Here is a 25818-nt window from a genome sequence, read left to right as displayed (position 1 = left end):
CTGCCTTCAAGAACTAAAGAATCACCACCAAGGCACCAAGAAAAGCCAGGGCCAAGTGCTTTTGCGGTTCTTGGTGTCTTGGTGGTAGATGAGCTCTGTTCTTCCCTGTTGAACGCCTGCAGCGGTAGTGCGCGGCCGCTTGACTACTTCCCCAGCGCTTCCAGCTGGGCCCGGTAGTCGTCCCGCAGGCGCTCCAGCATGGCCAGGAGTTGGGTGCGCTCCTCCACGGAGAGGCAGCGGTCCACCTGCTGGCTGAGGGCCTGGTGGCGGTCGTGCATCCGGGCCTCCAGGGCCAGGCCCTTGGCCGTGATCTGGACCCGGCTGCCCCGCCGGTCGGCCGGGTTCTCGCAGCGCTTCACCAGGCCCCGGGCCTCCAGGCGGTTCACGAGGCGCGGCACGTCCGCGAACCGGTAGATCATCCGGCAGCGGATGTCCTTCACCAGGTAGCCGTCCTTCCCGCCGCCCTTGAGGATGCGCAGGACGTTGAACTGCTGGTCGGAGAGATCCTCCGGCTCATAGAGCGCCTGGTCGAAGAGCCGCGCGACATACTCCCGGGTCAGGAGGATCGCCAGGGCCACCTCGTGGCCCGGTTCGAGGGGCTTGGTGATCTGGAGTTCTTCCTGGATGTGCATGGTCCTGCTCCGGCTGGTACAAGATTGACATGATTTTCTCAAAAAAGGTGTTGCAACTTCATTGGAAATGCCTAGACTGAATTGCATGGTGAAACACCTAATCTTTGGAGGCTCCATGCGACACCCCTTCCGCTCCCTGCTCGCCACCCTCGCCCTGGCGACCGTGCCCGCCCTGGCCGGCCAGGACACCTACAAGATCGACCCCGTCCACAGCGAGGTGAGCTTCAAGGTCAGCCACCTGCTCGCCAAGGTCAGCGGCCGCTTCACGAAGTTCGAAGGCACCATCCAGGTCGACACCGCCGACATCAGCAAGTCCAGCGTGGCCGTCACCATCGACGCGACCAGCCTGACCACGGACAACGAGGCCCGGGACAAGCACCTGAAGTCCCCCGACTTCTTCGACGTGGCGAAGTTCCCCACCATCACCTTCAAGAGCACCTCCGTGAAGGAAGTGGCCAAGGGCAAGCTGGAGATCACCGGCGACTTCACCCTGCACGGCGTCACCAGGCGCATCACCTTCCCCATCACCAACGCGGGAACCCAGCCCGGCATGGCGCCCGGCAGCGTGGTGGCGGGCTTCATCGACGGCGCCCTCAGCCTCAACCGCAATGAGTACGGCATCAAGACCTTCCCCGGCGTCATCGGCGAGACCGTGGCCGTCAGCCTGAACGCCGAGGCCGGCAAGGTCGCTCCGGCCGCCCAGAAGTAACCAGACGTCCCGTTTCGTGATGGGGGGCACAGGGGTTTACCCCGGTGCCCCCCAGCGTCTTTGGGCTAAACTGGCCGTTCATGCGAGCGCGCCCATGAACCATCCTCTGCCTCCCGAGACCTCGAACGAGCCCATGGCCCCGGGCCAGCGGCTGCCGGAATCCGATCGGAAGGAGTTCAGCCCCGAGGCCCTGGCGGAGATCCAGGCCCTCATGGTCAAGTTCCCGGACAAGCTCGCGGCCACGCTGCCGGCGCTGCACATCGCCCAGCGCGAGTTCGGCTTCGTGAGCCTCTCGGCCATGAAGGCCGTGGCCAAGGCCATCGGCATCCCCGAGGGTCATGTCTTCGGCGTCGCCACCTTCTACACGATGTACCAGAAGGCCCCGGTGGGTAAGTTCCACCTCCAGGTCTGCACCAACATCAGCTGCGCCCTGCGTGGCGCCGCCCAGCTGCTGGAGAAGGTCTGCGAGAAGACCGGCGTGAAGCCCGGCCAGGGCCCCAGCGCCGACGGGATGTGGAGCGTGGAGGAGGTCGAGTGCCTCGCCGGCTGCGGCAGCGGCCCCTGCGTGCAGGTGAACCACGACGTCTACGACGAGTTCGTGGACGAAAAGAAGCTCATCGAAGTGATGGAAGCCTGCAAGCGCGGTGATTATCGGCCTTGGGCCCACTGAGCGGAGACACAGACATGGCCGCCATTCGCACCAAGCCCGATCCCCAGATCTACACCTTCCCCGGCTTCGGCACGGAGAAGTACCCGAACCTGATGCTCCGTGGGGCGGGGGACCTGGACAACTGGAACCTCAAGGTCTACGAGCAGAAGCACGAGGGCTACGTGGCCCTGAAGGCCGCGCTGAAGATGGAACCCGTGGCCGTGGTCGAGGAGATGAAGACCTCCGGCATCCGCGGGCGAGGCGGCGCGGGGTTCCCCTGCGGCCTGAAGTGGTCCTTCATGCCCAAGGACACCGCCGACCGCAAGTTCACCCGCTACCTGGTCTGCAACGGCGACGAGGGCGAGCCCGGCACCTTCAAGGACCGCGCCATCCTCGAGTACAACCCGCACCAGCTCATCGAGGGCATGATCATCGGCGGCTGGGCCATGCAGTGCAAGCTGGGCTTCGTCTACATCCGCGGCGAGTTCCTCTGGCTCATCGAGAAGCTGGAGGCCGCGCTCCAGCAGGCCCGCGACGCCGGCTACCTCGGCAAGAACATCATGGGCACGGGCTGGGACTACGACATCCTCGTCTACCGCGGCGCCGGCGCCTACATCTGCGGCGAAGAGACCGCCCTGCTGAACTCCCTCGAAGGCCGCCGCGGCGAGCCCCGCGTGAAGCCGCCCTTCCCGGCGGCCAAGGGCGCCTTCGGCCAGCCCACCACCGTGAACAACGTGGAGACGCTCGCGGCCGTGCCCCCCATCCTCCGCATGGGCGGCGCCGAGTACGCCAAGCTGGGCACCCCCAAGAACACGGGCACCCGCATCTTCGGCGTCAGCGGCCACGTGAAGCGGCCCGGCCTCTTCGAACTGCCCCTGGGCACGCCCATGGACTTTGTGGTGAACGAACTGGCGGGCGGCTCCAGCACCGGCAAGAAGATCAAGGCGATCATCCCCGGCGGCTCCAGCGCCCCCATGTTCGACGAGAAGGATTTCGACTGCCCGCTGGACTTCGACACGGTGAAGGCCCGCGGCTCCATGGCCGGCTCCGGCGGCCTCATCTGCATGGACGAGGACACCTGCATGGTGCAGGCCACGCTGCGCCTCATCCGCTTCTACGCCCACGAGAGCTGCGGCCAGTGCACGCCCTGCCGCGAAGGCTGCAACTGGATGGAGATGGTGCTCTACCGCATCGAGCACGGCGAGGGCCGCATGGAGGACCTGGATCTGCTGGCCGGCCTGACGCCCCGCATTGGCCTGAGGACGCTGTGCCCCCTGGGCGACGCCGCCTGCGGCCCCATGGACTCGGCGCTGCAGAAGTTCCGCCACGAGTTCGAGCATCACATCACCCACAAGACCTGCTACGCCCAGGGCTCGCGGCTGCTGACCGCGGTGGGCGCGCACTAGCCGTCGTCCTTCCATCCCGCAGAACCGGGCGCCGACGGCGCCCGGTTCCATTTTCGGGGGAGAGCCGCTTCCGCGGGTTCAGGAGCCGACCAGGGTCGGGTGGGCGGGGCCGGCCTTGTAGCCGCCCTTCAGGTCGGGCCAGCCGCACTCGACGAGGCGGAGGCAGGCCTGGGCGATGCTTTCCACCCGCTGCCGTCCGTTGTTGAAGACGGCGTCGTACCAGTGGAAGGAGGTGATGTCCGTGTGCAGGCATTCGCTGATGAACTTCTCCCGGAGCTTGGACTGGATCCGGACCACCTCCTCGGCGTCCTCCATGGGCATCTCGAGGCGCCGCGCGATGGACCGGACGCGGAAATCGAAACTGCCCACCAGGCGGAAATGGAAGCAGTTCTTCAGGTCCTGGCAGACGACGGCCCCGCCCCGGCCGACGATGATGGCGCCTCCGGCCATGGCGATGGGGACCAGGTGCTGCACCACCTTGGCGTAGGCGTCGTCGTGGGTGAGGAAGCCGAAGTGGGTCCGGAGGACGTCCTGGGCATGGCTCTCGTTCCCGAGGTGGGCTAGGAGCTCCCGGGAGAGCTTTTCGTCGGAGGCCACCTGATCCACCAGCGCCTTGTCGAAGATGGTCCAGGGCAGGCCCGTCACCTCGTCGAGGAGGGTCTTCAGGTGGAGGGCCAGAGGGTAGCCCTGGCAGCCGAACTCCCTGGAGATGGTGATGGTGGGCAGGATCCGCCTCTGATGGGAGCGCGCGAGCCGCTCCTGCAGCTCGGTCCACGTGCATTCCCGCTTCTCGATGCTCGGGACGAGGGACGCCAGGGGCTTGGGCATACGACCTCCAGTGGCGGGACAGCCAGGCGAGGACGGCCGGCGTTTGGAACATAAGGCCTTCCCGGGCGCAGGCAAGGCCCGGATCGCCTGGAGCCTTCTCCCGGGACCTCCTACCCTGGGAGGATGCGCCTCCCGGTCCTCCTCCTGCTCGCCTCGCTCCTCCGGGCCCAGGGGGCCTTCCTGGTGCAGCCCTACCTGCAGCTGGGCGATGCCCCGAAGGCGGCCGCCGCGGACCGGCTGGACCTGCTGTGGCAGACGGAGGACCGCGACGCCGCCTGGCGCGTGGAGGTGAAGGTTGGCGGCCGCTGGAAGCCCCAGGTGCCCGCCTTCCGGCGGCTGGGCGCGCCGCCCCTGCCGGCCCATCGCATCTACCAGGCCACCCTGAGGGACCTGCCACCGGGGGCCCGCGTGCCCTACCGGGTGAAGCGGGATGGCGCGGTGGTGTTCGAGGCTCAGGCGCAGGTGCGCAAGCCGGGCGCCCATCGGGTGGTGGTGTTCGGGGATGCGGCGGACGGGTCTAGGGAACAGGGGGCCCTCGCGCAGGCCGTGGCGGCCCAGAATCCCGACGCGGTCTTCCTCACCGGCGACCTGGTCTACGGCCGAGGGCGGGCCTCGGAATACCGTGCCCACTTCTTCCCGGTCTACAACAGCGAGGCGGTGCCGCTGATGCGCCGAGTGCCCTTCCTGGGCGTGCCGGGCAACCACGACGTGCCCTGGGACCTCCAGCGCTGGCCCGACACCCTGGCCTACTTCGCCTACTGGTCCCTGCCGCTGAATGGCCCCGGCCTCAAGGCCGGAGAGCCCGGTGCGGCGCCGGCGGTCAGAGGCGTGCATGACGCGGTGGTGGCCGCCGCGGGCCCGGCCTTTCCCCGCATGGCCAGCTACAGCTTCGACTACGGCAAGGTCCACTGGACGGTCCTGGATTCCAACGCCTACGTGGACTGGATGGCCCCCGGGATGAAGGCGTGGCTCGAGGAGGACCTGAAAGCCGCGCAGCATGCCACCTGGCGGATCGTGGCGCTCCACCACCCCCTGTTCCAGAGCTCCCGCAGCCACATGGATGACCAGTGGATGCGCCCCATCAGCCCCCTCCTCGAGAAATACGGCGTGGACCTGGTGCTGGCCGGCCACGTCCACAACTACCAGCGCACGGCCCCCCTCCGCTTCATGCCCACGAAGTTGGGACCCCGGGGAAAACCAGTGGAGGGCACCTTCATCGTCGACGAGGCCTTCGACGGGACGACGATCACTCGGGCCAAGGGCGTCATCCACATCGTCACCGGCGCCGGCGGGGCCGAGCTCTACGATCGCTGGCAGACAGATGTCCGAACCAGCTGGCAGCCCTGGACCCGCGCCTTCGTCTCCGACCGACATTCCTTCACGGTGCTGGGCGTGGATGGCCGCCGGCTGAAGCTGCGGCAGCTCGACGCGGAAGGACGGGAGCTGGACGCGGTCACGCTGACCAAGTGAGCCCTGCCGCCTGGATTCAGGCCCCCCGGGTTCCGGCGTGCGGTCCGCGGACCAGGGAGGCCCAGGCCCCCAGGAGCGCCAGCCCCGCTCCCGTGGCCATGGCCGCGGCATAGCCCGAGGCGAAGGCGGCCGCCGCCTCCGGGGATCCGCCCGCGCGCAGCAGCAGCCGCCAACCGCCGGGGCCCAGGTGGCTGGCGGCGATGCCGCCGAGGATGGCGACGCTGAGGGCCTGCCCCGTCACCCGCATGGTGCTCACGAAGGCGCTGGCCATGCCCAGCTGGTCCCGGCCCACGCTGCCCATGATGGCGCTGGTGTTCGGCGCGCTGAAGGCCGCCAGCCCCACACCCACCACGGCCAGGGCCGCGACGATGGGGAAGACCTCCGGGCGCCGCCCCAGGAGGGCGAGCAGACCCATGCCCAGGGCCGTGAGCAGCATGCCCAGGGTGCTCAGGAGCCGGGAGCCGAAGCGGTCGCTGAGACGCCCGGCCACGGGGCTCAGGACGGCCTGCATGAGGGGCTGCCCCAGCATGATCCAGCCCGCCGACCGGGCGGAGCGTCCCTGCACCAGTTGCAGCTCGACGGCGGTGAGGATGGCGATGGCGTAGAGGGCCATGTAGTTGAGCAGCGCGGCGAGGTTGGCCGCCGCGAAGAGCCGGTTCCGCCGCAGGAGACCCAGGTCCACCAAGGGGGTCGGAGCCCCCTGCTCCCGGCGGATGAAGGCGGCCATGGCCAGCAGCGCGAGGCCCACAGGCCCCAGGTGCGGAGGCCGTGCCAGCCCCATTCCGCCGCGAAGGTGAGCGGCACCAGCAGCCCGGCCAGGGCCACGGCCAGCAGGGCCGCCCCCGCCACATCCAGCGGCGCTGCGGCGTGATGCGGGGGATGGACGGCGCCCCGCGGCAGGAGGCGCCAGCCCCACAGGAAGACCACGGCGCCGATGGGCAGGTTCACCAGGAAGATCCAAGGCCAGCCGAAGCGATCCACGAGGAAGCCGCCGAGGGGCGGCCCCACGCTGAGGCCGAGGTAGACGGCCATCACGTTGAGGCCCAGGGCGCGGCCGCGCTCCTCGGGGGGGAACGCCGCGGTGACGATGGCCGCGGAGGTGGCCGACAGGAGGGCGCCTCCCGCGCCCTGGACGATCCTCGCGAGGATCAGCGCCGCGTCGTTGCGGCTGAGGGCGGCCATGAGCGAGCCCAGGGTGAAGCAGACCGTGCCGGCCAGGTAGAAGGGCACGCGGCCGCGCTGGTCCGCCAGGCGTCCCACCGGGATGAGCAGCACGGCGATGGTGAGCAGATAGGCGGCCTGCACCCACAGCGAGGCCGCGAAGCTGAGGTTCAGCAGAGGGCCCATCCGGGGGAGCGCCACCGACACGATGGAGCCGTCCAGGGGTGTCATGAAGGCCCCCACGCTCGTGAGGGCCAGGAGGGCCCAGCGGCGCTCCCGGAGTTCCCGGTCCCCCTCGGTCATCGCGTCCATGGACCCCCTTCGGCCTCCGGCTTGGACTCTGCCCGGCCGCGCCGGCCTAGCGCTTCCCCGAGGCGAGCGAATAGGCGTGGATCCTGTGGTCCCGCATCTCGAAGATCCAGGTGTCAGACCAGATGGCGTCGGTCTGGACCTTGACCCGGGCCTGGATCGTGCCCTGGACCACCGTCAGCGTCCCGACCTCCACGCGGAGGCCGGGGTGCTTGCGGAAGGTGTTCTGGAAGAAGGCCCGGATCTGCGGCTTCGCAAGGGTCCCGCCGGACCCCTGGAAGACGGCGTCCTCGGTCAGGCACCGCATCATCCCATCGAGATCCCGGCGGCCGTAGGCGTTAAGGAAATCAAGGACGATCTTGGCGTTCGCGTCGCTGGGGAATGGTTGAGAGACAGGTGACGGATGACACGAGGCCAGAAACACGGCCATGGAGAGTGCGAGGAACTGTACAGGGTGCTTCATGGGACTGCCTCCCAGAACTGTTGAGTCCCTGAACTGACCTGCCAGGTGGGATTCTACCGCCTGAAATAGGATGGGTTGGTGGCTCGGGTGACCTGGAGCTATTCACGGCGCCGGCAAAGGAGAATTGAGTGCCATCACGATGACGAGGTGATCGCATGGTTGACGAATGAAGCGAATCCAACCCGCCCGTACTGATGCGCTGAACGGAATCGAGGAAGCGAAAAGTTGGGAGAGCGGAACGCAATGCTGACCGGGCCCGAGCGGAGCGGAAGGCTAGGCGAGCTTAAGGCGAAGAAAGGGTTTATTGGTCTGTTCTGAAAATATCGCATTTCCCATTTGCATCAATGGATAGCCGGTAGAACTTGGTTTCACCAGCCTTTAGTACCGATTCTCGCTGTGTCCAATTATCGCTGCCGACCGCACAAAGGCCGCGACCTAACGGATCTCTGCCGACTCGGAACAGAATTTCTCCCGGAGGCACGAAAAGATCCACACGCTCCGCTACCGCCATTCGGGCAGCAAGTACCCCATTTATATGGACTGCATAGAAGCAACCACTGCCGCCGAATCCTTCGTCTCGAATCACTACGATATGAGCTGATCGCTCTTCTGTGGGTGCCTTGAATTCCAAGATTCGATTTGCCTCGATCGGCCGAGCATTCGGAACTGCAACGGGCGTAGTCGCGCAACCCAAGAAGAGTCCGACGAAGATTACGGCATACGAAATACTTCGTTTCATGGTCACTCCTGATGGGCGTTCTCAGGTTCGCTTCCAGAATTCTTCGTGCATTTGGTTGATCGGCATCCTCGGAGGAGCCCTAACAATGGATTAGCCGAAACTCACCGATGTTTATCGCCCGAAGCTGATCGAGTACGTCAGCGGCTTCGGCAGCTGGGGGCTCTTCACCGTGGCGGTGAGGGTCAGCGCCTTGCCGTCGGGGCTCAACTTGAAGAGGTTGGTGCGCTCGCCGTCCTCATTCTTGAAGGTCTGGACGAGCTGGTCCTTGCCCACCTGGGCGGCCACCATGAACTTCTCGCCGTCCTCGCGGGTCCAGGGCGCGGCCTTGCCGCCGGCGGGCATGAGGATGGGGGCCCGGTCGTCCAGTTTCACGGCCACCCCCTTGTCGGTGATGGTGATGGTGACCTTCCGATAGGCGGGGTTCAGCTTCCTGAGCCGCCCGCGGGCGATGGGCCGCTTGTAGAAGGCCATCTCCTTCACGGTGGCGTCGATGGCGGCGGCGATGTCATCGGCCTTGGTCTGGGTCCAGGCGCCGGAGAGGGAAGGCTCTTGGGCCGCCAGGGACAGGGCCGCGAGTACAGGGACGATGAACAGCCGGGCTGCGCGCATGGGGACCTCCGTGGAATGGGTGGTCCCACCATAGCACCGGGTGATCCGTGGCAACACCTGCAAACGCCAACCGCAGAGAACGCAGAGAACGCGGAGAAAAACATCCTCTGCGCTCTCTGCGTTCTCTGCGGTGAAGCAACGGATGGGGCTGGGCCGTCCCCTACCCGATGGTCGCCACCATGACGGCCTTGATGGTGTGCATGCGGTTCTCGGCTTCGTCGAAGACGACGCTGTGGCGGGACCGGAAGACCTCGTCGGTCACCTCGCGGATGTCGTGGCCCAGGGCCTTCTGCTCCTTGGCCAGCTTGGTCTCGAAGTCGTGGAAGGCGGGCAGGCAGTGAAGGAACTTCACGTCCGGGTTACCGGTCTTCTGCACCATCTCCATCGTGACCTTGAAGGGCGTGAGGAGCTTCACGCGCTGGGGGATCTGGTCCTCCTCGCCCATGCTGGCCCAGACATCGGTGTAGAGCACATCGGCGCCCTTGACGGCGGCGGTGACGTCATCGGTGACTTCGATGGTGGCGCCGGTCTCCTCGGCGGCCTTGCGGGCGGCGGCCAGCACGGCGGGATCGGGGGCGAGGTCCTTCGGCCCCAGGGCCACCATGTGCATGCCGGTCTTGGCGGCGCCGTACATCAGGGCGTAGCTCATGTTGTTGCGGATGTCGCCGCAAAACACCAGCTTCACCTTGTTCAGAGGCTTGGCCACGTGCTCCTCGATGGTGAGGAAGTCCGCCAGGATCTGGGTGGGGTGGTCCGTGTCGGTCAGGCCGTTCCACACGGGCACGCCGCTGTGCTTGGCCAGGGCCTCCACGACTTCCTGCTTGTAGCCGCGGTACTCGATGCCGTCGTAGAAGCGGCCCAGCACCTTGGCGCTGTCCTCGATGGATTCCTTCTTGCCCACCTGGGAGCTGGCGCTGTCCAGGAAGGTGACGTGGGCGCCTTCCTCGAGCGCGCCGACCTCGAAGGCGCAGCGGGTGCGGGTGCTGGTCTTCTCGAAGAGCAGCACGATGTTCTTGCCCTTCAGCGCCTCGCCATGGAGGCCCATGCGCTTCTTGGCCTTCAGGTCCCGCGAGAGGTCGAGGAGGTAGCGCACCTCCAAGGGGGTGAAGTCCATCAGCGTGAGAAAGCTGCGTCCCTTGAGGTTGACGGCCATGGGAGCCTCCAATTGGTAAGGACGAAGGGTAACCAGGGGGCCGAGAAATCCACAAGAAATCGGCGTCACAAGCCCAGGGGCATTGACACTGTGTAAGTCCCGAAGGCCGGAGTCACCCCGCGGGCGATCAAGGCGCGGCGGGCAGCACACCCTGCTTCACCAGGGCCTGGATGTCGGCCTCGCCGTCGTCCACCAACCGCTCCCAGCCCTCGGGCCGGTAGCCCAGGCTGCGGGCGGCCGAGAGCAGCAGGCTCTGGCCGGGGGCCGGGCGCTGGGGCGTCAGGGTGTAGATGAAATCCTGAAAGGCGGTCTCGGGGGACACGAAGGTCCAGCCCATGGCCTTGAACTGTTGCAGGGCGTCTCCCAGGAAGAGGGCGTTGATCAGGTTGTGGTGCAGCAGCATCACCTGGGGGATGTCCCGGCCGAACAGCTTCCGCGAGAGGTCGCGGTAGGCTTCGGACCGCTGCCGCAGGTGGGCCAGGTACGCGGTCCGGAAGGGGGCGAGGTCCGCGTCGGGGTGCCGGGCCAGCTGCTTGCGCATGGCCTCATCCAGGCGCCAGTCGGAGGTGTCGAGGCTCACGTAGGCATTGCGGTAGCCGGTGGCCTGGAGGAAGGTCCGCAGGCCGTCCCGCTTCTCGGGCGTGTTGCCTTCCCGGAGAAAGGTGAAGCGGAACCATGGACGGTAGCCCGGCAGGGTCCGGATCACCTGGTCGCAGGCCTGGATTTCGCCTTCGTAGCTGGCCAGGGTGGTGGCGGCGGCGTCGAGATCCAGGTGGGTGACGGTGTGGTTGCCGATCAGGTGGCCCGCCTCGCCCCAGGCCCGAGCCAGGGCCAAGCCCTCGGGCCGGTCCGCCCCGTTGCCCAGGGTCACGAAGAGGGTCGCCTGCACCTGGTGCTGTTTCAGGGCCGCGAGCAGCGCCGCGTTGCGCTGGGCAGGGTTCAGGCGGGGCGTGGCTTCCAGCTTGGGACCGTCGTCGAACGTGAAGGCCACGGTCTGGGCCATGGCCGCAGGCGTCAGGGCCAAGGCCAGGCCAAAGACGCGGAAGGAGCAGGAGGGGCGCATGGGAACCTCGGGGAAGGCTCGAAGTATACAAGTTTGTGTATATTCCGCAAGCCGGCCGACAGCCGCGCTCCGGGGCCGCCTACTGGAATTCCAGCAGCAGCTGTCCCTTGGCAACCGTGTCGCCCGGGGCCACGTGGATGGCCTTGATGGTCCCCGCGTCGTGGGCGGCGATGTGGTTCTGCATCTTCATGGCTTCGAGCACCAGCAGGCTCTGGCCGCTGCGCACCGGGTCGCCGGGCTTCACGAGGAGGTCGAGGATGAGGCCCGGGATGATGGCTGTCAGCCGGCTGGGATCCTTTGGCACGAAGGGCTTCCGCTGAGCGTACTTCCTCGTGAGGGTGGTTTCGTACACGGTGCCGTCGAGGGCGATGGACTGCCGGACCGGCTTGGATGGATGGGGCGCTGGGTGGGTCGCTGAGTGGGTCATGATGCCTCGCGGATCGATGGGAGGTCGGAGCGCCGCATCAGAAGGGCGGCACGCCGTGCTTCCGGGCGGGCCGGGGCTCGGCCTTCTGCTCGGAGATCTCCAGCGCGTGGAGCAGGAAGTCGCGGGTCTGCCGGGGGGCGATGACCGCATCCACGTGGCCATTGGCCGCGGCGACGTAGGGGCTGGCGAACTTCTCGGTGTATTCCTGGACCTTCTGCTTCCGGAAGGCCTCGGGATCGGCGGCGGCAGCGATCTCGCCCTTGAAGATGATGTTGGCGGCGCCCTCGGGGCCCATGACGGCGATCTCCGCGCAGGGCCAGGCGAAGACGAAGTCGGCGCCCAGGTGGCGGGAGCACATGGCGATGTAGCCGCCGCCGTAGGCCTTGCGCAGGATGACCGTGATCTTGGGAACCGTGGCCTCGCTGTAGGCGTAGAGCAGCTTGGCGCCGTGGCGGATGACGCCCGCATGTTCCTGATCCACGCCCGGCAGGTAGCCCGGCAGGTCCACGAAGGTCACCAGGGGGATGTTGAAGGCGTCGCAGAAGCGGATGAACCGCGCGGCCTTGTCCGAGCTGTCCACATCGAGGACGCCGGCCAGCACGGCGGGCTGGTTGGCCACCATGCCCACGGTGCGGCCGTTCATGCGGGCGAAGCCCACCACGATGTTGGCGGCCCAGAGGGCCTGGACCTCCATGAAGTCCGAGCCGTCGCAGACGGCCCGCAGGACGTCGCGCACATCGTAGGGCCGGTGGGCCTCGGAGGGGATGATGCGCTCGAGGTCCTCCTCGGTGCGGGAGGGGCTGGTGTTGAAGGGATCGGCCTTCTTGCGGTTGTTCCAGGGGATGAAGGTGACGAGGCGCTTCACCTGCTCGAAGCAGGTGGCCTCGCTTTCGGCATAGAAATGGGCGTTGCCCGAGATCTCGGACTGCACTCGGGCGCCGCCCAGGTCCTCCATGGAGATCTCCTCGCCCAGCACGGTCTTGATGACCTCGGGCCCGGTGATGAACATCTTGGAGATCTTGTCCACCACGAAGACGAAGTCCGTGAGGGCCGGGGAATACACCGCCCCGCCCGCGCAGGGGCCCAGGATGATGGAGATCTGGGGGATGACCCCCGAGGCCAGGGTGTTGCGGTAGAAGATCTCGCCGTAGCCCGCCAGGGAGTTCACCCCCTCCTGGATGCGGGCCCCGCCGGAATCGTTGATGCCGATCAGCGGGATGCCCAGCTTGATGGCATGGTCCATGATCTTGGTGATCTTGCGGGCGTGGGCCAGGCCCAGGCTGCCCCCGGCCACGGTGAAGTCCTGGGCGTAGATGGCCACCGGGTGGCCCGCGATGGTGCCCGTTCCGGTGATGACGCCGTCCCCGGGCAGCTGCTTCTTCGCCATGCCGAAGTCGGAGCACTTGTGCTCCACGAAGAGGTCGTACTCGTGGAAGGAATCGGGATCGAGGATGGCCGTGATGCGCTCCCGCGCCAGGAGCTTGCCCTGGGCAACCTGCTTCCGGGCCGCCTCCGGGTGGGGCTCCGTGGCTTCGGCTTGGCGGGCGGCGTGATCCTTGAGTTTCCTGGGCAGGGACATGGGCGATCCTTCGAGGCATTCCGCGGCCCTGAGCGCAGGTCCGGGCAGGCTTTCAAAAAGCTGACCCATGCATCATAAATGCGTTGCCCCGGGGAAATCCACGCCATGGATCACGAATTCCCGGAACCGGAGGGTCCCACTGGGCCGCCCTTGGCCGTATAGTCAGGGCCATCCATTCCATCCAGCCCGGCGCCGGGGAGGCACGCATGCGACCACTCGCCCAGTTGATCCAAGGCAAGAAGCCCTTGGTTTCGGTAGGCCCCGACGACACGGTGTTCACGGCGCTGACCCTGCTGGCCCAGCACGACATCGGCGCCCTGCTGGTGCTGGAGGGGGGCCGCCTGGTGGGGATCTTCTCGGAGCGGGACTACGCGCGGAAGATCATCCTCAAGGGCAAGTCCTCGAAGGACACCCTCGTGCGAGAGATCATGAGCGAGCGGGTGAGCTGCGTGACCCTGGGCGAGACCGTGGAGGAGTGCATGGCCCTCATGACGGGCAAGCACATCCGCCACCTGCCGGTCCTTTCGGAGCACAACGAGGTGCTGGGCATCCTCTCCATCGGCGACCTGGTGAAGGAGACCATCTCCGACCAGCAGTTCACCATCGAGCAGCTGGTGCACTACATCCAGAACTGACCCGTCCGGCCTGTGCCTAGCCCCGGGTCTTTTCCTGGACCTTGCTGTGCCGATAGGAACCGAGCAGGAGGTTGGGTCCCTGCTGGGCCACGCCGTCCTCCAGGGGCTCCGCGCCGTAGTAGAACTGATGCTCCATGTACACCAGCGAATGCCCGGCGAGCTCCGGAAGGCTGCGCAGCACGGCGAAGGCCAGGTGGATGAGCGCATCCGTCGTCTGGTACTGGGTCATGGAGACGCGGTCGAGGAGCAGGTGGTCCTCGTACTTGTTCATGGGGCGGGAATAGAAGATGGTCTTCCCGTTGAACAGGATGTCCGTCCCATCCGTGGCGATGGTGTAGGTCTTGCCCTTGTCCGTGACCTCGAACTTGAAGGCCGTGCCCCGCTTGAAGGCGGTCATCAGGCTCTGGAACTTCGGGTGATCCAGGTAGGCCGCCCCGAAGTTGACCTTCTTCGCGGCGGGCTTCATCTCCTTCGCCGTGGGGCCGTACATCATGCGGTTGTAGCGCATGAGCTCCTGGCGCTGCTCCGGCGTCTGCTTCTTCGGCTTGTCCTTCTTGGGCGCTTTATCGGGCTGGGAGGTCATGGGGATCCTTGTCGCTCGCCGTGGATGGAGGCCATTGTCGCATGGGGCCTGCATCCACGGAGGGGCGGATCCGGTCAGCCCTTGAGCTTGGATGCCGCACGCCAGGCTGCGATGAGCTTGGCCTCGGCTTCGGCACTGGGGCCGGCGAGCTTGGTGCGGCCCTTCTCCACCTTCTCCTGCGTCTTGTACCAGGCCAGGGTGTCCTTCACGGTCTCGAGGGCGGGGCGGAAGCGCAGGCCGGCCTTCACGGCGCGGTCGTTGCGCCAGGTGTGGAAGCCCTTGGTCTCGCCCGCGTAGGGGGCCCAGATGGGGAACTCGATGTCCTTCTGCTTGGCCATGAACTCCGTGGGAATCCAGACCGGCTTGGCGTTCGCGTTCCCGGCCTTCTGGAAGGCTTCCACGAGGCTGCCCCAGGCCAGGCGCTTGTCGGGGCCGCAGGCATTGAAGGTGCCCACGGTGCCCTGCTCCACCAGATGCACCAGCCAGGCCGCCAGGTCGCGGACATCGATGATCTGCACCGGATCGGACGCGCCGCCGGGCACGGCGAGCTCGCCGCCCCTGTCGAAGCGCACGGGCCAGTAGGTGAAGCGGCCCGAGGGATCATCGGGGCCCACGATGTAGCCGGGCCGGATCACCGCCGTGCGGCCGGGCAGGGCCTTCTGGGCCGCCTGCTCGCAGAGGGCCTTGAGGCCGCCGTAGTTCTGGTATTCCTTCCCCATCTCCTCGACGGCGGGATCGGCCAGGGTCGCCAGGGGCGCGTCCTCGGTGCCGTTCTCGGGGTTGGGTTCCTTGTAGGCGCTGATGCTGGAGATGATCAGGTACTGCTTCACGCGAGGCGCCAGCATGCCGGCGGAGGCGGCCACCATGCGCGGGTAGTAGGCACTGTTGTCGATGACGGCGTCCCAGGTGCCCGTCTCCAGGGCCTTCAGGCCCTCGCCCTTCTTCGGGTCGCGATCGCCGTGCAGCTTCTCCACACCGGGGAAGAGGTCGGGGCGCGTCTTCCCGCGGTTGAACATGGTCACGTGGTGACCGCGGCTCTGGGCGATCTCGATGGTGGCGGGGCCCAGGAAGCCCGTGCCGCCGAGAATGAGGATGCGCTTGGGCGCGGCCTTGGCGGGCGTGGTGGACAGGCGGCATCCCGTGGCCGCCAGGGCCGAGGCGGCGGCTGACCACTGGAGGAACTCGCGGCGGGAGACGGTCATAGGAACCTCCGGCGATCGGGTTGGGGCTGATGCATCGTGAATCGATATATACTCCTCCCATTCGCATCCGCAACATCTTTTCCGGAGTCCCATGACGCCCGCCCGCCTGCTCCGTCGCCTCGTGATGCTGGAGGAGGGCGAGGCCCCGGCCCTGGCCTGGTCCGCCCTGTACTTCTTCCTGCTGCTCTTCGGCTACTACCTGCTGCGGCCCGTGCGCGAGGCCATGGGCATCGCCCGGGGCGCGGACAAGCTGCCCTGGCTCATGACGGGCACCCTGCTGGCCATGGCCCTGGCGAACCCGGCCTTCGCCGCCCTGGTGTCGAAGCTGCCGCGGCGGCGCTTCATCCCCTGGGCCTACCGCTTCTTCGCCTTGAACATGGTGGCCTTCTTCCTGGCCTTCCGCCTGCTGCCGGGCCACGGCGGCGCGGCGCTGGGCTACGCCTTCTACATCTGGCTCAGCGTCTTCAACCTCTTCGTGGTGTCCGTGTTCTGGGGCCTCATGTCCGACGTGTGGTCCGAGCCCCAGGGCAAGCGGCTCTTCGGGTTCATCGCCATGGGCGGGAGCCTGGGGGCCATCGCCGGCGCGGCGGTGACGGGGGCCCTCACGAAGGGGGCCGCCCTGGGCGGCCTCCAGGTGAAGGTGGATCCTCTCTCCCTCCTGCTGCTCTCCGCGCTGACGCTGGAACTGGCCGTGCAGTGCGTGAAGCGCCTGGCGGCGATCTTCGCCCTGGGCGACGTGGCCCACGGAGCGCGGGAACCGGGGCCGGGCCTGCTGGCGGGCCTGCGCCTCATCGCCACCTCCCGCTACCTCCAGCTCATCTGCGCCTACATCCTGCTCTTCACCATCACCAGCACCTTCCTCTACCTGCAGCAGGGCGCCATCGTCGAGCGCACCTTCCACGGCACGGCGGCGCGCACGGCGGCCTTCGCCCGCATCGACCTCTGGGTGAACGTCCTCACCCTGGTCACCCAGGTGTTCTTCACGGGCCGCCTCATCACGGCCCTGGGCGTCCCGGTGGTGCTGTCCATCCTGCCGGTGCTGAGCCTGGCGGGTTTCGGCGCCCTGTGGGCCTGGCCCACCTTCGGCGTCATGGCCCTGTTCCAGGTGCTGCGCCGGGGCCTCCACTACGCTGTGGACCGCCCGGCCCGGGAGATCCTCTACATCCCGCTGGGCCCCGAGGAGCGCTACAAGTCGAAGCCCTTCATCGACACCTTCATCTACCGCGGCGGCGACCTGCTGGGGGTCTGGGCCCCCACGGCCTTCGCGGCCCTGGCCATCCCCGTGGGCCTGGCCGCGGTGGGCTGCTCAGGATTGTGGCTGGGCAGCAGCGTGGCCCTGGGCCGTCGTGTGAAGCAATTTGATTGACTTTCCACCATCTTCCCGGATGATGTCGGACATGGTTCGAGTGTCTGAACAGCTCCTGAGTGCCTCGCGGATCTCCGCGATGGGCGCCGCGCGCCTGGGCGCGATGGGCACCGGCATGTCCAGCTTTATGACCACCACCAACGGTACCATTACGCACCCGGACCACCGCGGCGCCTGACCTGACCCTTCCTTCAGATTCGGCCCCGCGCACCCCGCGGGGCTTTCTGTTTTGATCCGACTGTTTTGATCCGACGGAGCCCCCCATGCAGCCCACTCCCATCCGCGTCATGAAATTCGGCGGCACCAGCGTCGCCGGCGCCGCGCGGCTCCGCACCGTGGCGGACCTGGTGGGCGCCGCCCGGACCACCCACCGCGTCTGCGTCGTGGCCTCCGCCATGGCCGGGGTGACGAACCTGCTGGTGAACGACGGACGCGTGCCGGACCCCGCCGCGGCGGACCGCCTCATGGACACCTTCCGGGCCCTCCACGCCGAGGTGGTGGAAGCCCTGGCGGGGGAGCTGGGGCCGGGCGCGGCAAGCCTCCGCGCGGAGCTGGACGAGCTGGAGACACTGGGCCGCCGCCTGCTCCACGGCATGGCCCTGCTGGAGGAGGGGCCGCCTTCGGTGCGGGCGCAGGTCTCCAGCCTGGGTGAGCGGGCTTCCTGCGCCATCCTCGTGGCCCTGCTGAGGGCCCGGGGGCTGGAGCCCCGCTACCTGGATCCGGTGGAATACGTCCGTGTGGAGGGCGACCCCCTCCAGGCCCGGCCCTGCCTGGCGGAGACCGGGGCCCGCTTCGCCGCGGTGAAGGCGGGGGAGGGCGGCCTGTGGGTGCTGCCGGGCTTCTTCGGCGGCGACGAGCAGGGGCGCATCCTGTCCCTGGGCCGGGGCGGTTCCGATCACAGCGCGGCGCTCGCCGCCGCGGCCCTGGAGGCGGACCTGCTGGAGATCTGGACCGACGTAGTGGGCCTCTACAGCGCCGATCCCAGGCTGGTGCCCGAGGCCTTCCCCCTGCCGGAGGCCAGCTTCGAGGAGGCCATGGAGCTCTCCTTCTTCGGCGCCAAGGTGCTCCATCCCAAGACCATCCCCCCCGTGCGGGAGCGGGGCATCCCCGTGCGGGTATGCAGCAGCTTCGATCCCGCCCACCCCGGCACCGTGATCCGCGAGGCCGTGCCGCCGCCCCCCAGCGGCGTGCGGGGCATCTCCTTCCTGCGGGGGCTGTCGGTGGTAAACCTCACGGGCCCGGGCATGCTGGGCGTGCCCGGCATCGCGGGCCGCGTGTTCGGCGCCCTGGCGCGCAAGGGCATCTCCGTGGTGCTCATCACCCAGAGCTCGTCCGAGCTGTCCATCTGCTTCGCCGTGCGCCAGGCGGACGGGCCTGGCGCCGTGGCCGCCATCCAGGAGGCCTTCCCCGCGGAGCTGGCGGCGGGCTTCCTGGATCCCCTGGACCTGCGTGACGGCCTCTCCGTCCTCAGCATCGTGGGCGACGGCATGCGCACCCGGGCCGGCGTGGCGGGCACCTTCTTCGACGCGCTGGCGGAGGTGGGCTGCAACGTGGTGGCCATCGCCCAGGGGGCCAGCGAGCGCATCATCTCCGCCGTGGTGGAGGAGGCCGAGGGCGCCCGCGCCCTGCCACACATCCACCGCCGCTTCTTCCGGACCCAGGTGGTGGTGGACGTGCACCTGCTGGGGGCCGGCAACGTGGGCGGCAGCCTCCTGGGCCAGATCCAGCGGCAGCAGGCCAAGCTGGCTGCGCAGGGCCTGGACCTGCGGGTGACCACCATCGCCACCAGCCGCCGCATGCGCCTGGACGCCAAGGGCCTGGACCTGGACCACTGGCGCGAGGACCTGGCCCAGGGCGAGCCCATGGACCTGGACCGCCTGATGGCGGTGGTACGCAACGGCCCGCCGGCCCTCTCCGTGCTGGTGGACTGCACCACCAGCGGCGAGCTGGCGGGCCGCTATCCGGAGCTCTTCGACGCGGGCTTCCACGTGGTCACCGCCAACAAGAAGGCCAACAGCGCCTCCCAGGCCTTCTACCGCGAGCTGCGGGAGCGCTCGTCGCGGCGCGGCCTGCGCTTCCTCTACGAGGCCAACGTGGGCGCGGGCCTGCCCATCATCGACACCGTGAAGAACCTGGTGCTCACCGGCGACCGCGTACTGCGCGCCGAGGGCATCCTCTCCGGGTCCATGTCGTACATCCTGGGTCTGCTGGGGGACGGCGTGCCCCTGTCGGAGGCCGTGCGGTCCGCCAAGGAGAGCGGCTTCACCGAGCCCGATCCCCGGGACGACCTCAGCGGCATGGACGTGGCCCGCAAGCTCCTCATCCTGGCCCGGGAGCTGGGCATGGAGCTGGAGCTGGCCGATGTCCAGGTGGAGGGCCTGCTGCCCGCGTCCTTCGACGCCAGCGGCGACATCCCCACCTTCATGGCGCGGCTACCGGAGCTGGACGCGCCCTTCCGCGAGCGCCTGGCGGCCCTGAAAGCCGAGGGAAAGACCCTGCGCTACGTGGGCAGTCTTTCGGACAGCGGCTGTCGCGTGGGGCTGCTGCCCGTGGATGGGGAGCATCCCTTCATGGCCATCAAGGGCGGCGAGAACGCCCTGGCCCTGCTCACCGAGCGCTACCAGCCGCATCCCATGGTCATCCGCGGCTATGGTGCGGGCGCGGAGGTGACGGCCGCGGGTGTGCTGGCGGACGTGCTGCGCCTGGTGCCCGGCGGCGCCCGGCCCTCGCGGCGGAGGTCCTCATGACGGAGCCCGGCTTTGGTTCGAACGGCGTGACGGCCTATGCCCCGGCCAGCATCGGCAACTTCGCCGCGGGCTTCGACCTGCTGGGCGGGGCCTTGGCCCCCCTGGATGGCAGCCTCCTGGGCGACCTCGTGCATGCGGCCCCGGCGGCGGAGGCCTCCTTCCATCTGGAGGGCCCCTTCGCGGCGGCTCTGGCCGGGGACACGCGTCCCAACCTCGTGCTGCGCGCCGCGGGCCTCTACCAGGACGCGCTCAAGGCTCAGGGCCGCCCGGCCGGCCCCTTCGCCCTGCGCCTGGAGAAGCGCCTCCCCGTGGCCAGCGGCCTGGGCTCCAGCGCCAGCTCCATCGTGGCCACCCTGGCGGCCCTCCAGGCCCTCTGTGGCGATCCCCTCGGCGTGCCCGAGCTGCTGGAGCTGGCGGGGCGGGCCGAGGGCTCGACCAGCGGCGGCATCCACCTGGACAACGTGGCCCCCTCCCTGCTGGGCGGCCTCCAGCTGACCGTTCCTGGCCGGGACGGGAAGCCCGCGGCCCGTCGCCTGCCCTGGCCCCCGGACCTGCTCCTGGTGGTGGCCCACCCGGAGTTCCAGCTGCCCACGGCCCAAAGCCGGGCGGCCCTGCCGGCGCGCCCGGCCTGGGTGGATACGGTGGACTTCGCCGGCAACCTCGCGGGCTTCGTGCATGCCCTGCACACCGGCGATCGGGCCCTCCTGGTGCGCTGCCTGCGCGATCCCCTGGTGGAGGCCCACCGCGCCCCCCTGGTGCCGGGCTTCCGCGCCGCCCAGGACGGGGCCCTGGCTGCCGGGGCCATGGGCTGCACCCTGTCGGGATCCGGTCCGTCGATCTTCGCCGTGGCCGGCGACGAGACGGACGCCGGCGCCGTGGCGGTGGCCCTCCAGCACGGCTTCGCGCAGGCCGGCCTCGCCAGCCGGACCTGGATCTGCGCCCTGGATCTGGAGGGCGCCCGACTCCTCTCGCCCGTGCCCCGCCCCCTCTTCCTCGAGGCCCAGCCATGAAGCTCGCCAGCACTCGCAATCCTGCCATCCAGGCCACGTTCCTGGAGGCCGCCCACCAGGGCCTGGCCCCGGACGGTGGCCTCTTCGCCCCGGTCGAGATCCCCCGCTTCGCCGACGCGGTGGATCTGCTGAAGCTGGATTTCCAGACGCGATCCGCAGAGACCCTCCACCGCCTCCTGAGCGACGAACTGTCCCGCCCCGAGGTGGAGGGCATGGCCCGCGCCGCCTTCACCTTCCCCGCGCCCCTGGTGCCCGTGCGGCCCGGCCTCTCGGCCCTGGAGCTCTTCCACGGGCCCACCCTGGCCTTCAAGGACTTCGGCGCCCGCTTCCTGGCCCGGGTGCTGGCCTTGGATGCCGCCGCGAAGCCGCGCACCGTGCTCACGGCCACCTCCGGCGACACGGGCGCGGCCGTGGCCAGCGCCTTTCTTGGGGTGCCGGGCGTCCGGGCCGTGGTGCTCTATCCCGCGGGCCGCGTGTCGCCCCTGCAGGAGCGCCAGTTCGCCACCTGCGGCGCCAACGTGCTGGCCCTGGCGGTGGAGGGCGCCTTCGACGACTGCCAGCGGCTGGTGAAGGGGGCCTTCGAGGACCCTGACCTCGTCGGCGGCCTAGGGCTGACATCGGCCAACAGCATCAACATCGCCCGCCTCCTGGCGCAGCTGCTGTACTACTACGAGGCTGCGGCCCAGGCGGAACGCGGCGCCCCGCTGGTGGTGGCCGTGCCCAGCGGCAACTTCGGCAACCTCTACGCGGGCCTGCTGGCCCAGGCCACGGGCGCGCCCATCGCCCGCTTCGTGGTGGCCACGAACGCCAACCGCGTGGTGCCGGACTACCTGGACACGGGCGAGTACCGCCCCCGGCCCTCCGTGGCCACGCTCTCCAACGCCATGGACGTGGGCGCGCCCAGCAACTGGGAGCGCATCCACGCGCTGTTCCGGGGCGACCACGGCGCCATGGCCACGGCCCTGCGCTGGGGCAGCCGCACGGACGAAGAGACGCGGCAGACCGTGCTCGACCTCGACCGCGACGGCTACCTGGCGGATCCCCACGGAGCCGTGGCCTGCGGCGTCCTGCAGAACCAGCTGCGCGAAGGCGAGCAGGGCGTCTTCCTCGCCACCGCACACCCGGCGAAGTTCCGCGAGTCCCTGGAGCCCACCCTGGGCCGGGAGATCCCGCTGCCCAAGTCCCTCAGCGACCTGCTGGACAAGCCCCTGCTCTGCGAGCCCCTGGCGGCGGACCAGGCGGCGCTCAAGCGGCGGTTGCTGTGAGGGATTCCTTTCCCGGCGGACCTCCCCCAAGGGTGGAAGTCGTGATGAGGCGCTGACTATACTGGCGCACACCGCGGAGGATGCGGGAGGTCGCGACATGCCGCTTGCGGACGCCAGACCAGGCCCTCCGGAGCCTGATTTCAGGCTCCTCTTCCAATCGTTGCCGGGGCTGTACCTGGTCCTGGACCCCGGCCTGGTGATCGTGGGCGTCAGCGACGCCTACCTCTCGGCCTCCCTGACCCAACGGGAGGACATCCTCGGCCGGGGCATCTTCGAGGTGTTCCCGGACAATCCGGATGATCCGGCCGCCACCGGCGTGGCCAACCTCCGCGAGTCGCTCCACCGGGTCCTCTCCCTCAAACGGCCCGACGCGATGGCCGTGCAGAAGTACGACATCCAGCGACCGTCCTCCGAAGGAGGAGGGTTCGAGCGGCGCTACTGGAGCCCGCTGAACGCCCCGGTCCTGTCCCCGGCCGGCGAGGTGCGGTTCATCCTCCACCGGGTGGAGGACGTGACGGAGTTCGTCCGGCTCAAGGAGGCCCATCGCGCCCAGGGCCATCTGGCGGATGAACTGAGGGACCGGGCCTCCCAGGTGGAGGCGGAGATCTTCCAGCGGGCCCAGGAGATCCAGGAGGCGAACCGGCAGCTGCGGGACCTCCAGGTCCACCTCGAGGCTCGGGTGGAGGCGCGCACGGCGGAGCTCCAGCAGGCGAACGAGGCGCTGCTGCGCAGCGAGGAGCAGCTCCGCCAGGCCCAGAAGATGGAGGCGGTCGGCCGCCTGGCCGGCGGCATTGCCCACGACTTCAACAACCTGTTGACCGTGATCTTCGGCGCGTCCGAGGTGCTGGAGATGGGCCACCCGGGGAACGCCCACCTGCAGGCGATCCGGCAGGCCTCCGAGCGGGCGGCCAGCCTGACCCGGCAGCTCCTCACCTTCAGCCGCCAGCAGATCCTGGCTCCCCAGGCCTTGGACCTCAACGGGGTGTTGCAGGGCATCAGCCCGATCCTCAGGCGGCTCCTGGGCGAGCACATCGAGATCAAGATCCGCTGCCCGGAAAGCCTGATGAAGGTGTTCGCGGACCCCAGCCAGGTCGAGCAGGTGATCCTGAACCTGGCCATCAATGCGCGGGACGCCATGCCGGAAGGCGGGACGCTCACCCTGGAGACGGCCAACGCCGATCTCGATGGGGCCTACGCCGCCGAGCATCTGGGCGTGGCCCCGGGGCCCCATGTCATGGTGGCCGTCAGCGACACGGGGCTGGGCATGGACAAGGCCACGCAGGCGCGCATCTTCGAGCCCTTCTTCACCACGAAGGCGCGGGGGAAGGGGACGGGCCTCGGCCTCGCCACGGTCTTCGGGATCGTGAAGCAGAGCCGCGGGCACATCTGGCTCTACAGCGAGGTCGGCGTGGGTTCGACCTTCAAGATCTACTTCCCGGAGATCCGCGAGAAGGACTGCCCGGACGCCCCCGGGGCCTCCGCCCTGCCGGTTGATGAGGGTGGCAGCGAGACCATCCTGCTGGTCGAGGACGAGGACCAGGTGCGCGAGGTGGCGGGGAGTGTGCTGCGACAGGCGGGCTACACGGTCCTCGAGGCGCGGAACGGGGACGAGGCCCTGGCCCTGTGCGCCCAGCACGCCCAGGGCGCGGGCCGCATCCACCTCCTCCTCACCGACGTGATCATGCCGGGGATGAACGGGCGCCAGGTCTCCGAGCAGGTGCTCGTGCACCATCCGGGCCTGGCGGTCCTGTTCATGTCGGGCTACACCGACGATGCCATCCTGCGCCATGGCGTGCTGGAGGCCCAGGTGCCCTTCCTCCAGAAACCCTTCACGCCCTCGAAGCTCCGGGTCAAGGTGCGGGAGGCGCTGGCCCGGGCAGAGCGGGCGGGTTGAGGGCTACAGCCCGTCCACGATGAGCACGGCGGGGGTGAAGGGCAGGTCCTTGGCCTCGGCCGGTGTCTTCATGCCCCAGATCGCCAGGCGGTCGGCGTAGGGCTGCCAGAGGCGGGGCTGGGCCTTCACGGCCTTGAGGGGTGGGTGCAGCCAGAGGGCCTCCGGCAGGTCGGCCAGCTCCTCGGGCGTGAGGTCCAGGGCCTCGTCCGTCTCCCACAGGAAGCCGCAGCGGGCGGTCTCGCAGGCGGCCCAGAGCTGGAGCACCTCGCTGTGCTCGAAGCTGCTGAAGAGCACGCGGTCCAGGACCTCGGCGGCCTCCACCGTGGCCAGGGCCTGCTGCCAGCCGGGTTCGCCCTTCAGCTCCACGTTGATGAGCTTGGCGGGCAGCTCCAGCGCGTCCGCCAGGCGGGGCACGGGCTCGCCGTTCTTCAGGGCGGGCAGCTCGGCGGCCCTCATCTTCCGCAGGATTCCCGAGCCGTTCGCGGTGCGTGCCAGGTCGTCATCGTGGAGGATGGCGCAGACGCCGTCGCGGGTTGGCTGCACGTCCAGCTCGAAGCCGTCCATGCCCGCGGCCAGGGCCGCGCGGAAGGCTTCCATGGAGTTCTCCAGGTGCTTCGAGGAGAGCCCGCGGTGACCGAGGATGAGGGGGCCGGGGATGGAAGGACGTGGCGCGGCCATGGCGACTCCAGGGGACGGACCCAGCATAGCGGAGCCGCGCAAGCCCGCCGTCCGCCGAGCGGGGAAGCTATGCTGAAAGGATGTCCCGCGACCCGTTCTCCAGGCTCCAGTGGCTGGTCTTCGCCCTGGTCAGCGCGGTGTTCACCACGGTCTACATCCCCCAGCCGGTGCTGCCGGTGCTGCGCCAGACCTTCGGCGTGGGCGAGGGCACGGCCTCGCTCACCGTGTCCGCCGTGGTGCTGGGCATCGCCCTGGCGAACCTGCCCTTCGGCGCCCTGGCGGACCGCATGGCCATCCGGCCCATCCTGCTCACGGGGGGCCTGGTGGTGGCCGCCGCCGGAGTGGCGTCGGCCCTGGCGCCGACGCTGCCCCTGCTCGTGGCCGCCCGGTTCGTCCAGGGGCTCTTCGTGCCGGCCCTCACCACCTGCCTGGCCGCCTACCTGGCCCGGGAGATGCCCGCGGAGCGGCTCAACGTGGTGATGGGGTCGTACGTCTCCGCCACCGTGGTGGGTGGGCTATCGGGCCGCCTGCTGGGAGGCTTCGTGCTGCCGCCCGCCCATTGGCGCTGGGCCTTCCTCATGGCGGCGATCCTGCTGCTGGCCGCCACCCTGGCGGCCCATGCGGGCCTGCCTCGGGAGGACCGCGGGGCGGCCCATGGCACGGAGACCGTGCGCTTCCGCGACGTGCTGTTCCGTCACGACCTGTTCCGCCTCTACTGCGTGAGCGGCGGCGGCTTCTTCGTGTTCTCCTCGGTCTTCAACTACATGCCCTTCTACCTCCACGGGGCGCCCTTCCACTGGTCCACCCGCGCCGTGACCCTGCTCTACCTCTCCTACCTCGTGGGCGTGGTGGCGGGGCCGCTGGCGGGCCGTCTCAGCAACCGCATCGGCAACGGCGCGGCCATGGCGGCGGGATCGCTGGTCTTCGGCGCGGGACTGGCGGTGACGCTCATCCCGCGGGGATGGGCCATGGCCCTCGCCCTGGCCCTGGTCTGCGCGGGCTTCTTCACCATCCATGCCTCGGCGGCCGGGGCCCTGAACCGGAGGCTCGCTGCCGGCCGGGGGCGGGCCAACGCCTTCTACGTGCTCTTCTATTACCTGGGCGGAGCCACGGGCATCACCCTCAGCGGCCACGCCTACCACCTGGCGGGATGGCACGGGGTGGTGGGCCTGGCGGTGGGCGTGCTGCTGGTGCCGCTGAGCACCGGGTTCGTGGAGATGCGGGCCTCGGGAAGGCTGTGA

24 protein-coding genes are annotated in these 25818 nt (G+C 68.9%); 11 read left to right on the top strand and 13 right to left on the bottom strand.

The window, feature by feature from the left end; all coding sequences use genetic code 11:
- Positions 1 to 143: 143 nt before the first annotated feature.
- Positions 144 to 632: a MarR family winged helix-turn-helix transcriptional regulator gene (locus MLE64_RS15810; protein WP_279343064.1), complete on the bottom strand. Its 489-nt coding sequence runs from the start codon at positions 630 to 632 to the stop codon at positions 144 to 146.
- A gap of 115 nt (positions 633 to 747) precedes the next feature.
- Between MLE64_RS15810 and MLE64_RS11225 the strand changes: the two genes are divergently transcribed.
- From MLE64_RS11225 to nuoF, 3 genes are all read left to right on the top strand, one after another.
- Positions 748 to 1341: a YceI family protein gene (locus MLE64_RS11225; RefSeq protein WP_243317816.1), complete on the top strand. Its 594-nt coding sequence runs from the start codon at positions 748 to 750 to the stop codon at positions 1339 to 1341.
- A 94-nt stretch (positions 1342 to 1435) separates the two neighbouring features.
- A complete protein-coding gene (locus MLE64_RS11220; RefSeq protein WP_243294570.1) occupies positions 1436 to 2011 on the top strand; it encodes an NADH-quinone oxidoreductase subunit NuoE family protein in 576 nt (191 codons plus the stop codon).
- 14 nt (positions 2012 to 2025) lie between these two features.
- On the top strand, positions 2026 to 3396 hold the full coding sequence (nuoF, locus tag MLE64_RS11215) for an NADH-quinone oxidoreductase subunit NuoF (RefSeq protein ID WP_243317815.1): 1371 nt from the start codon (positions 2026 to 2028) through the stop codon (positions 3394 to 3396).
- 78 nt (positions 3397 to 3474) lie between these two features.
- Here the strand turns inward: nuoF and MLE64_RS11210 are convergent, their stop codons facing one another.
- On the bottom strand, positions 3475 to 4224 hold the full coding sequence (locus MLE64_RS11210; protein ID WP_243317814.1) for a cytidylate kinase-like family protein: 750 nt from the start codon (positions 4222 to 4224) through the stop codon (positions 3475 to 3477).
- A 123-nt stretch (positions 4225 to 4347) separates the two neighbouring features.
- Here MLE64_RS11210 and MLE64_RS11205 point away from each other — a divergent pair, with 123 nt between their 5' ends.
- Entirely contained in the window at positions 4348 to 5694 is a 1347-nt protein-coding gene (locus tag MLE64_RS11205) for a metallophosphoesterase (RefSeq protein WP_243317813.1), read from the top strand.
- 16 nt (positions 5695 to 5710) lie between these two features.
- Here the strand turns inward: MLE64_RS11205 and MLE64_RS11200 are convergent, their stop codons facing one another.
- The 8 genes from MLE64_RS11200 to MLE64_RS11165 form a co-directional block, all read right to left on the bottom strand.
- On the bottom strand, positions 5711 to 6307 hold the full coding sequence (locus MLE64_RS11200) for an MFS transporter (RefSeq protein WP_243317812.1): 597 nt from the start codon (positions 6305 to 6307) through the stop codon (positions 5711 to 5713).
- Positions 6190 to 7167, bottom strand: coding sequence for an MFS transporter (locus MLE64_RS11195; RefSeq protein WP_243317811.1), 978 nt, complete (start codon positions 7165 to 7167; stop codon positions 6190 to 6192). The genes MLE64_RS11200 and MLE64_RS11195 overlap by 118 nt, the downstream gene beginning before the upstream one ends.
- Before the next feature lie 46 nt (positions 7168 to 7213).
- Positions 7214 to 7627 carry a nuclear transport factor 2 family protein gene (locus MLE64_RS11190; protein WP_243317810.1) on the bottom strand — a complete coding sequence of 138 codons (414 nt, stop codon included), beginning with the start codon at positions 7625 to 7627 and terminating at the stop codon, positions 7214 to 7216.
- A gap of 850 nt (positions 7628 to 8477) precedes the next feature.
- Positions 8478 to 8975 carry a hypothetical protein gene (locus tag MLE64_RS11185; RefSeq protein WP_243317809.1) on the bottom strand — a complete coding sequence of 166 codons (498 nt, stop codon included), beginning with the start codon at positions 8973 to 8975 and terminating at the stop codon, positions 8478 to 8480.
- Positions 8976 to 9135: 160 nt separating this feature from the next.
- Positions 9136 to 10128 carry an ornithine carbamoyltransferase gene (gene argF, locus MLE64_RS11180; RefSeq protein ID WP_243317808.1) on the bottom strand — a complete coding sequence of 331 codons (993 nt, stop codon included), beginning with the start codon at positions 10126 to 10128 and terminating at the stop codon, positions 9136 to 9138.
- Between the two features lie 127 nt (positions 10129 to 10255).
- Positions 10256 to 11191 carry a polysaccharide deacetylase family protein gene (locus MLE64_RS11175; RefSeq protein ID WP_243317807.1) on the bottom strand — a complete coding sequence of 312 codons (936 nt, stop codon included), beginning with the start codon at positions 11189 to 11191 and terminating at the stop codon, positions 10256 to 10258.
- Positions 11192 to 11270: 79 nt separating this feature from the next.
- Positions 11271 to 11618: an acyl-CoA carboxylase biotin carboxyl carrier protein subunit gene (locus tag MLE64_RS11170; RefSeq protein ID WP_243317806.1), complete on the bottom strand. Its 348-nt coding sequence runs from the start codon at positions 11616 to 11618 to the stop codon at positions 11271 to 11273.
- 37 nt (positions 11619 to 11655) lie between these two features.
- Entirely contained in the window at positions 11656 to 13197 is a 1542-nt protein-coding gene (locus MLE64_RS11165; RefSeq protein WP_243317805.1) for an acyl-CoA carboxylase subunit beta, read from the bottom strand.
- A 206-nt stretch (positions 13198 to 13403) separates the two neighbouring features.
- Between MLE64_RS11165 and MLE64_RS11160 the strand changes: the two genes are divergently transcribed.
- Complete coding sequence (locus tag MLE64_RS11160; RefSeq protein WP_243317804.1) at positions 13404 to 13832, top strand: CBS domain-containing protein; 429 nt, start codon at positions 13404 to 13406, stop codon at positions 13830 to 13832.
- 16 nt (positions 13833 to 13848) lie between these two features.
- On the opposite strand, the gene MLE64_RS11155 is transcribed toward MLE64_RS11160, so the two are convergent.
- A complete protein-coding gene (locus MLE64_RS11155; protein ID WP_243317803.1) occupies positions 13849 to 14415 on the bottom strand; it encodes a hypothetical protein in 567 nt (188 codons plus the stop codon).
- Between the two features lie 74 nt (positions 14416 to 14489).
- The gene (locus tag MLE64_RS11150) at positions 14490 to 15617 is read right to left on the bottom strand and encodes a twin-arginine translocation signal domain-containing protein (protein ID WP_243317802.1); all 1128 of its coding nucleotides are present in this window, start codon (positions 15615 to 15617) and stop codon (positions 14490 to 14492) included.
- Between the two features lie 91 nt (positions 15618 to 15708).
- Between MLE64_RS11150 and MLE64_RS11145 the strand changes: the two genes are divergently transcribed.
- The 5 genes from MLE64_RS11145 (at position 15709) to MLE64_RS11125 (ending at position 23899) form a co-directional block, all read left to right on the top strand.
- Positions 15709 to 16983: an NTP/NDP exchange transporter gene (locus MLE64_RS11145; RefSeq protein WP_243317801.1), complete on the top strand. Its 1275-nt coding sequence runs from the start codon at positions 15709 to 15711 to the stop codon at positions 16981 to 16983.
- 263 nt (positions 16984 to 17246) lie between these two features.
- Positions 17247 to 19730 carry a bifunctional aspartate kinase/homoserine dehydrogenase I gene (gene thrA / locus MLE64_RS11140; protein ID WP_243317800.1) on the top strand — a complete coding sequence of 828 codons (2484 nt, stop codon included), beginning with the start codon at positions 17247 to 17249 and terminating at the stop codon, positions 19728 to 19730.
- A complete protein-coding gene (locus tag MLE64_RS11135) occupies positions 19727 to 20740 on the top strand; it encodes a homoserine kinase (RefSeq protein ID WP_243317799.1) in 1014 nt (337 codons plus the stop codon). Before thrA ends, MLE64_RS11135 begins: the two co-directional genes overlap by 4 nt.
- Positions 20737 to 22005, top strand: coding sequence for a threonine synthase (gene thrC / locus MLE64_RS11130; protein ID WP_243317798.1), 1269 nt, complete (start codon positions 20737 to 20739; stop codon positions 22003 to 22005). Before MLE64_RS11135 ends, thrC begins: the two co-directional genes overlap by 4 nt.
- Positions 22006 to 22102: 97 nt before the next feature.
- Entirely contained in the window at positions 22103 to 23899 is a 1797-nt protein-coding gene (locus tag MLE64_RS11125; RefSeq protein ID WP_243317797.1) for an ATP-binding protein, read from the top strand.
- Between the two features lie 3 nt (positions 23900 to 23902).
- On the opposite strand, the gene MLE64_RS11120 is transcribed toward MLE64_RS11125, so the two are convergent.
- Positions 23903 to 24577, bottom strand: coding sequence for a glycerophosphodiester phosphodiesterase (locus MLE64_RS11120; protein WP_243317796.1), 675 nt, complete (start codon positions 24575 to 24577; stop codon positions 23903 to 23905).
- Between the two features lie 80 nt (positions 24578 to 24657).
- On the opposite strand from MLE64_RS11120, the gene MLE64_RS11115 reads away from it, so the two are divergent.
- Positions 24658 to 25818: an MFS transporter gene (locus tag MLE64_RS11115; protein ID WP_243317795.1), complete on the top strand. Its 1161-nt coding sequence runs from the start codon at positions 24658 to 24660 to the stop codon at positions 25816 to 25818.

It is taken from the genome of Geothrix paludis, assembly GCF_022808815.1.
GTDB lineage: Bacteria > Acidobacteriota > Holophagae > Holophagales > Holophagaceae > Geothrix > Geothrix paludis.
The sequence above is the reverse complement of the archived record's forward strand: the minus strand, read 5'-3'. Positions and strand labels throughout refer to the sequence as shown.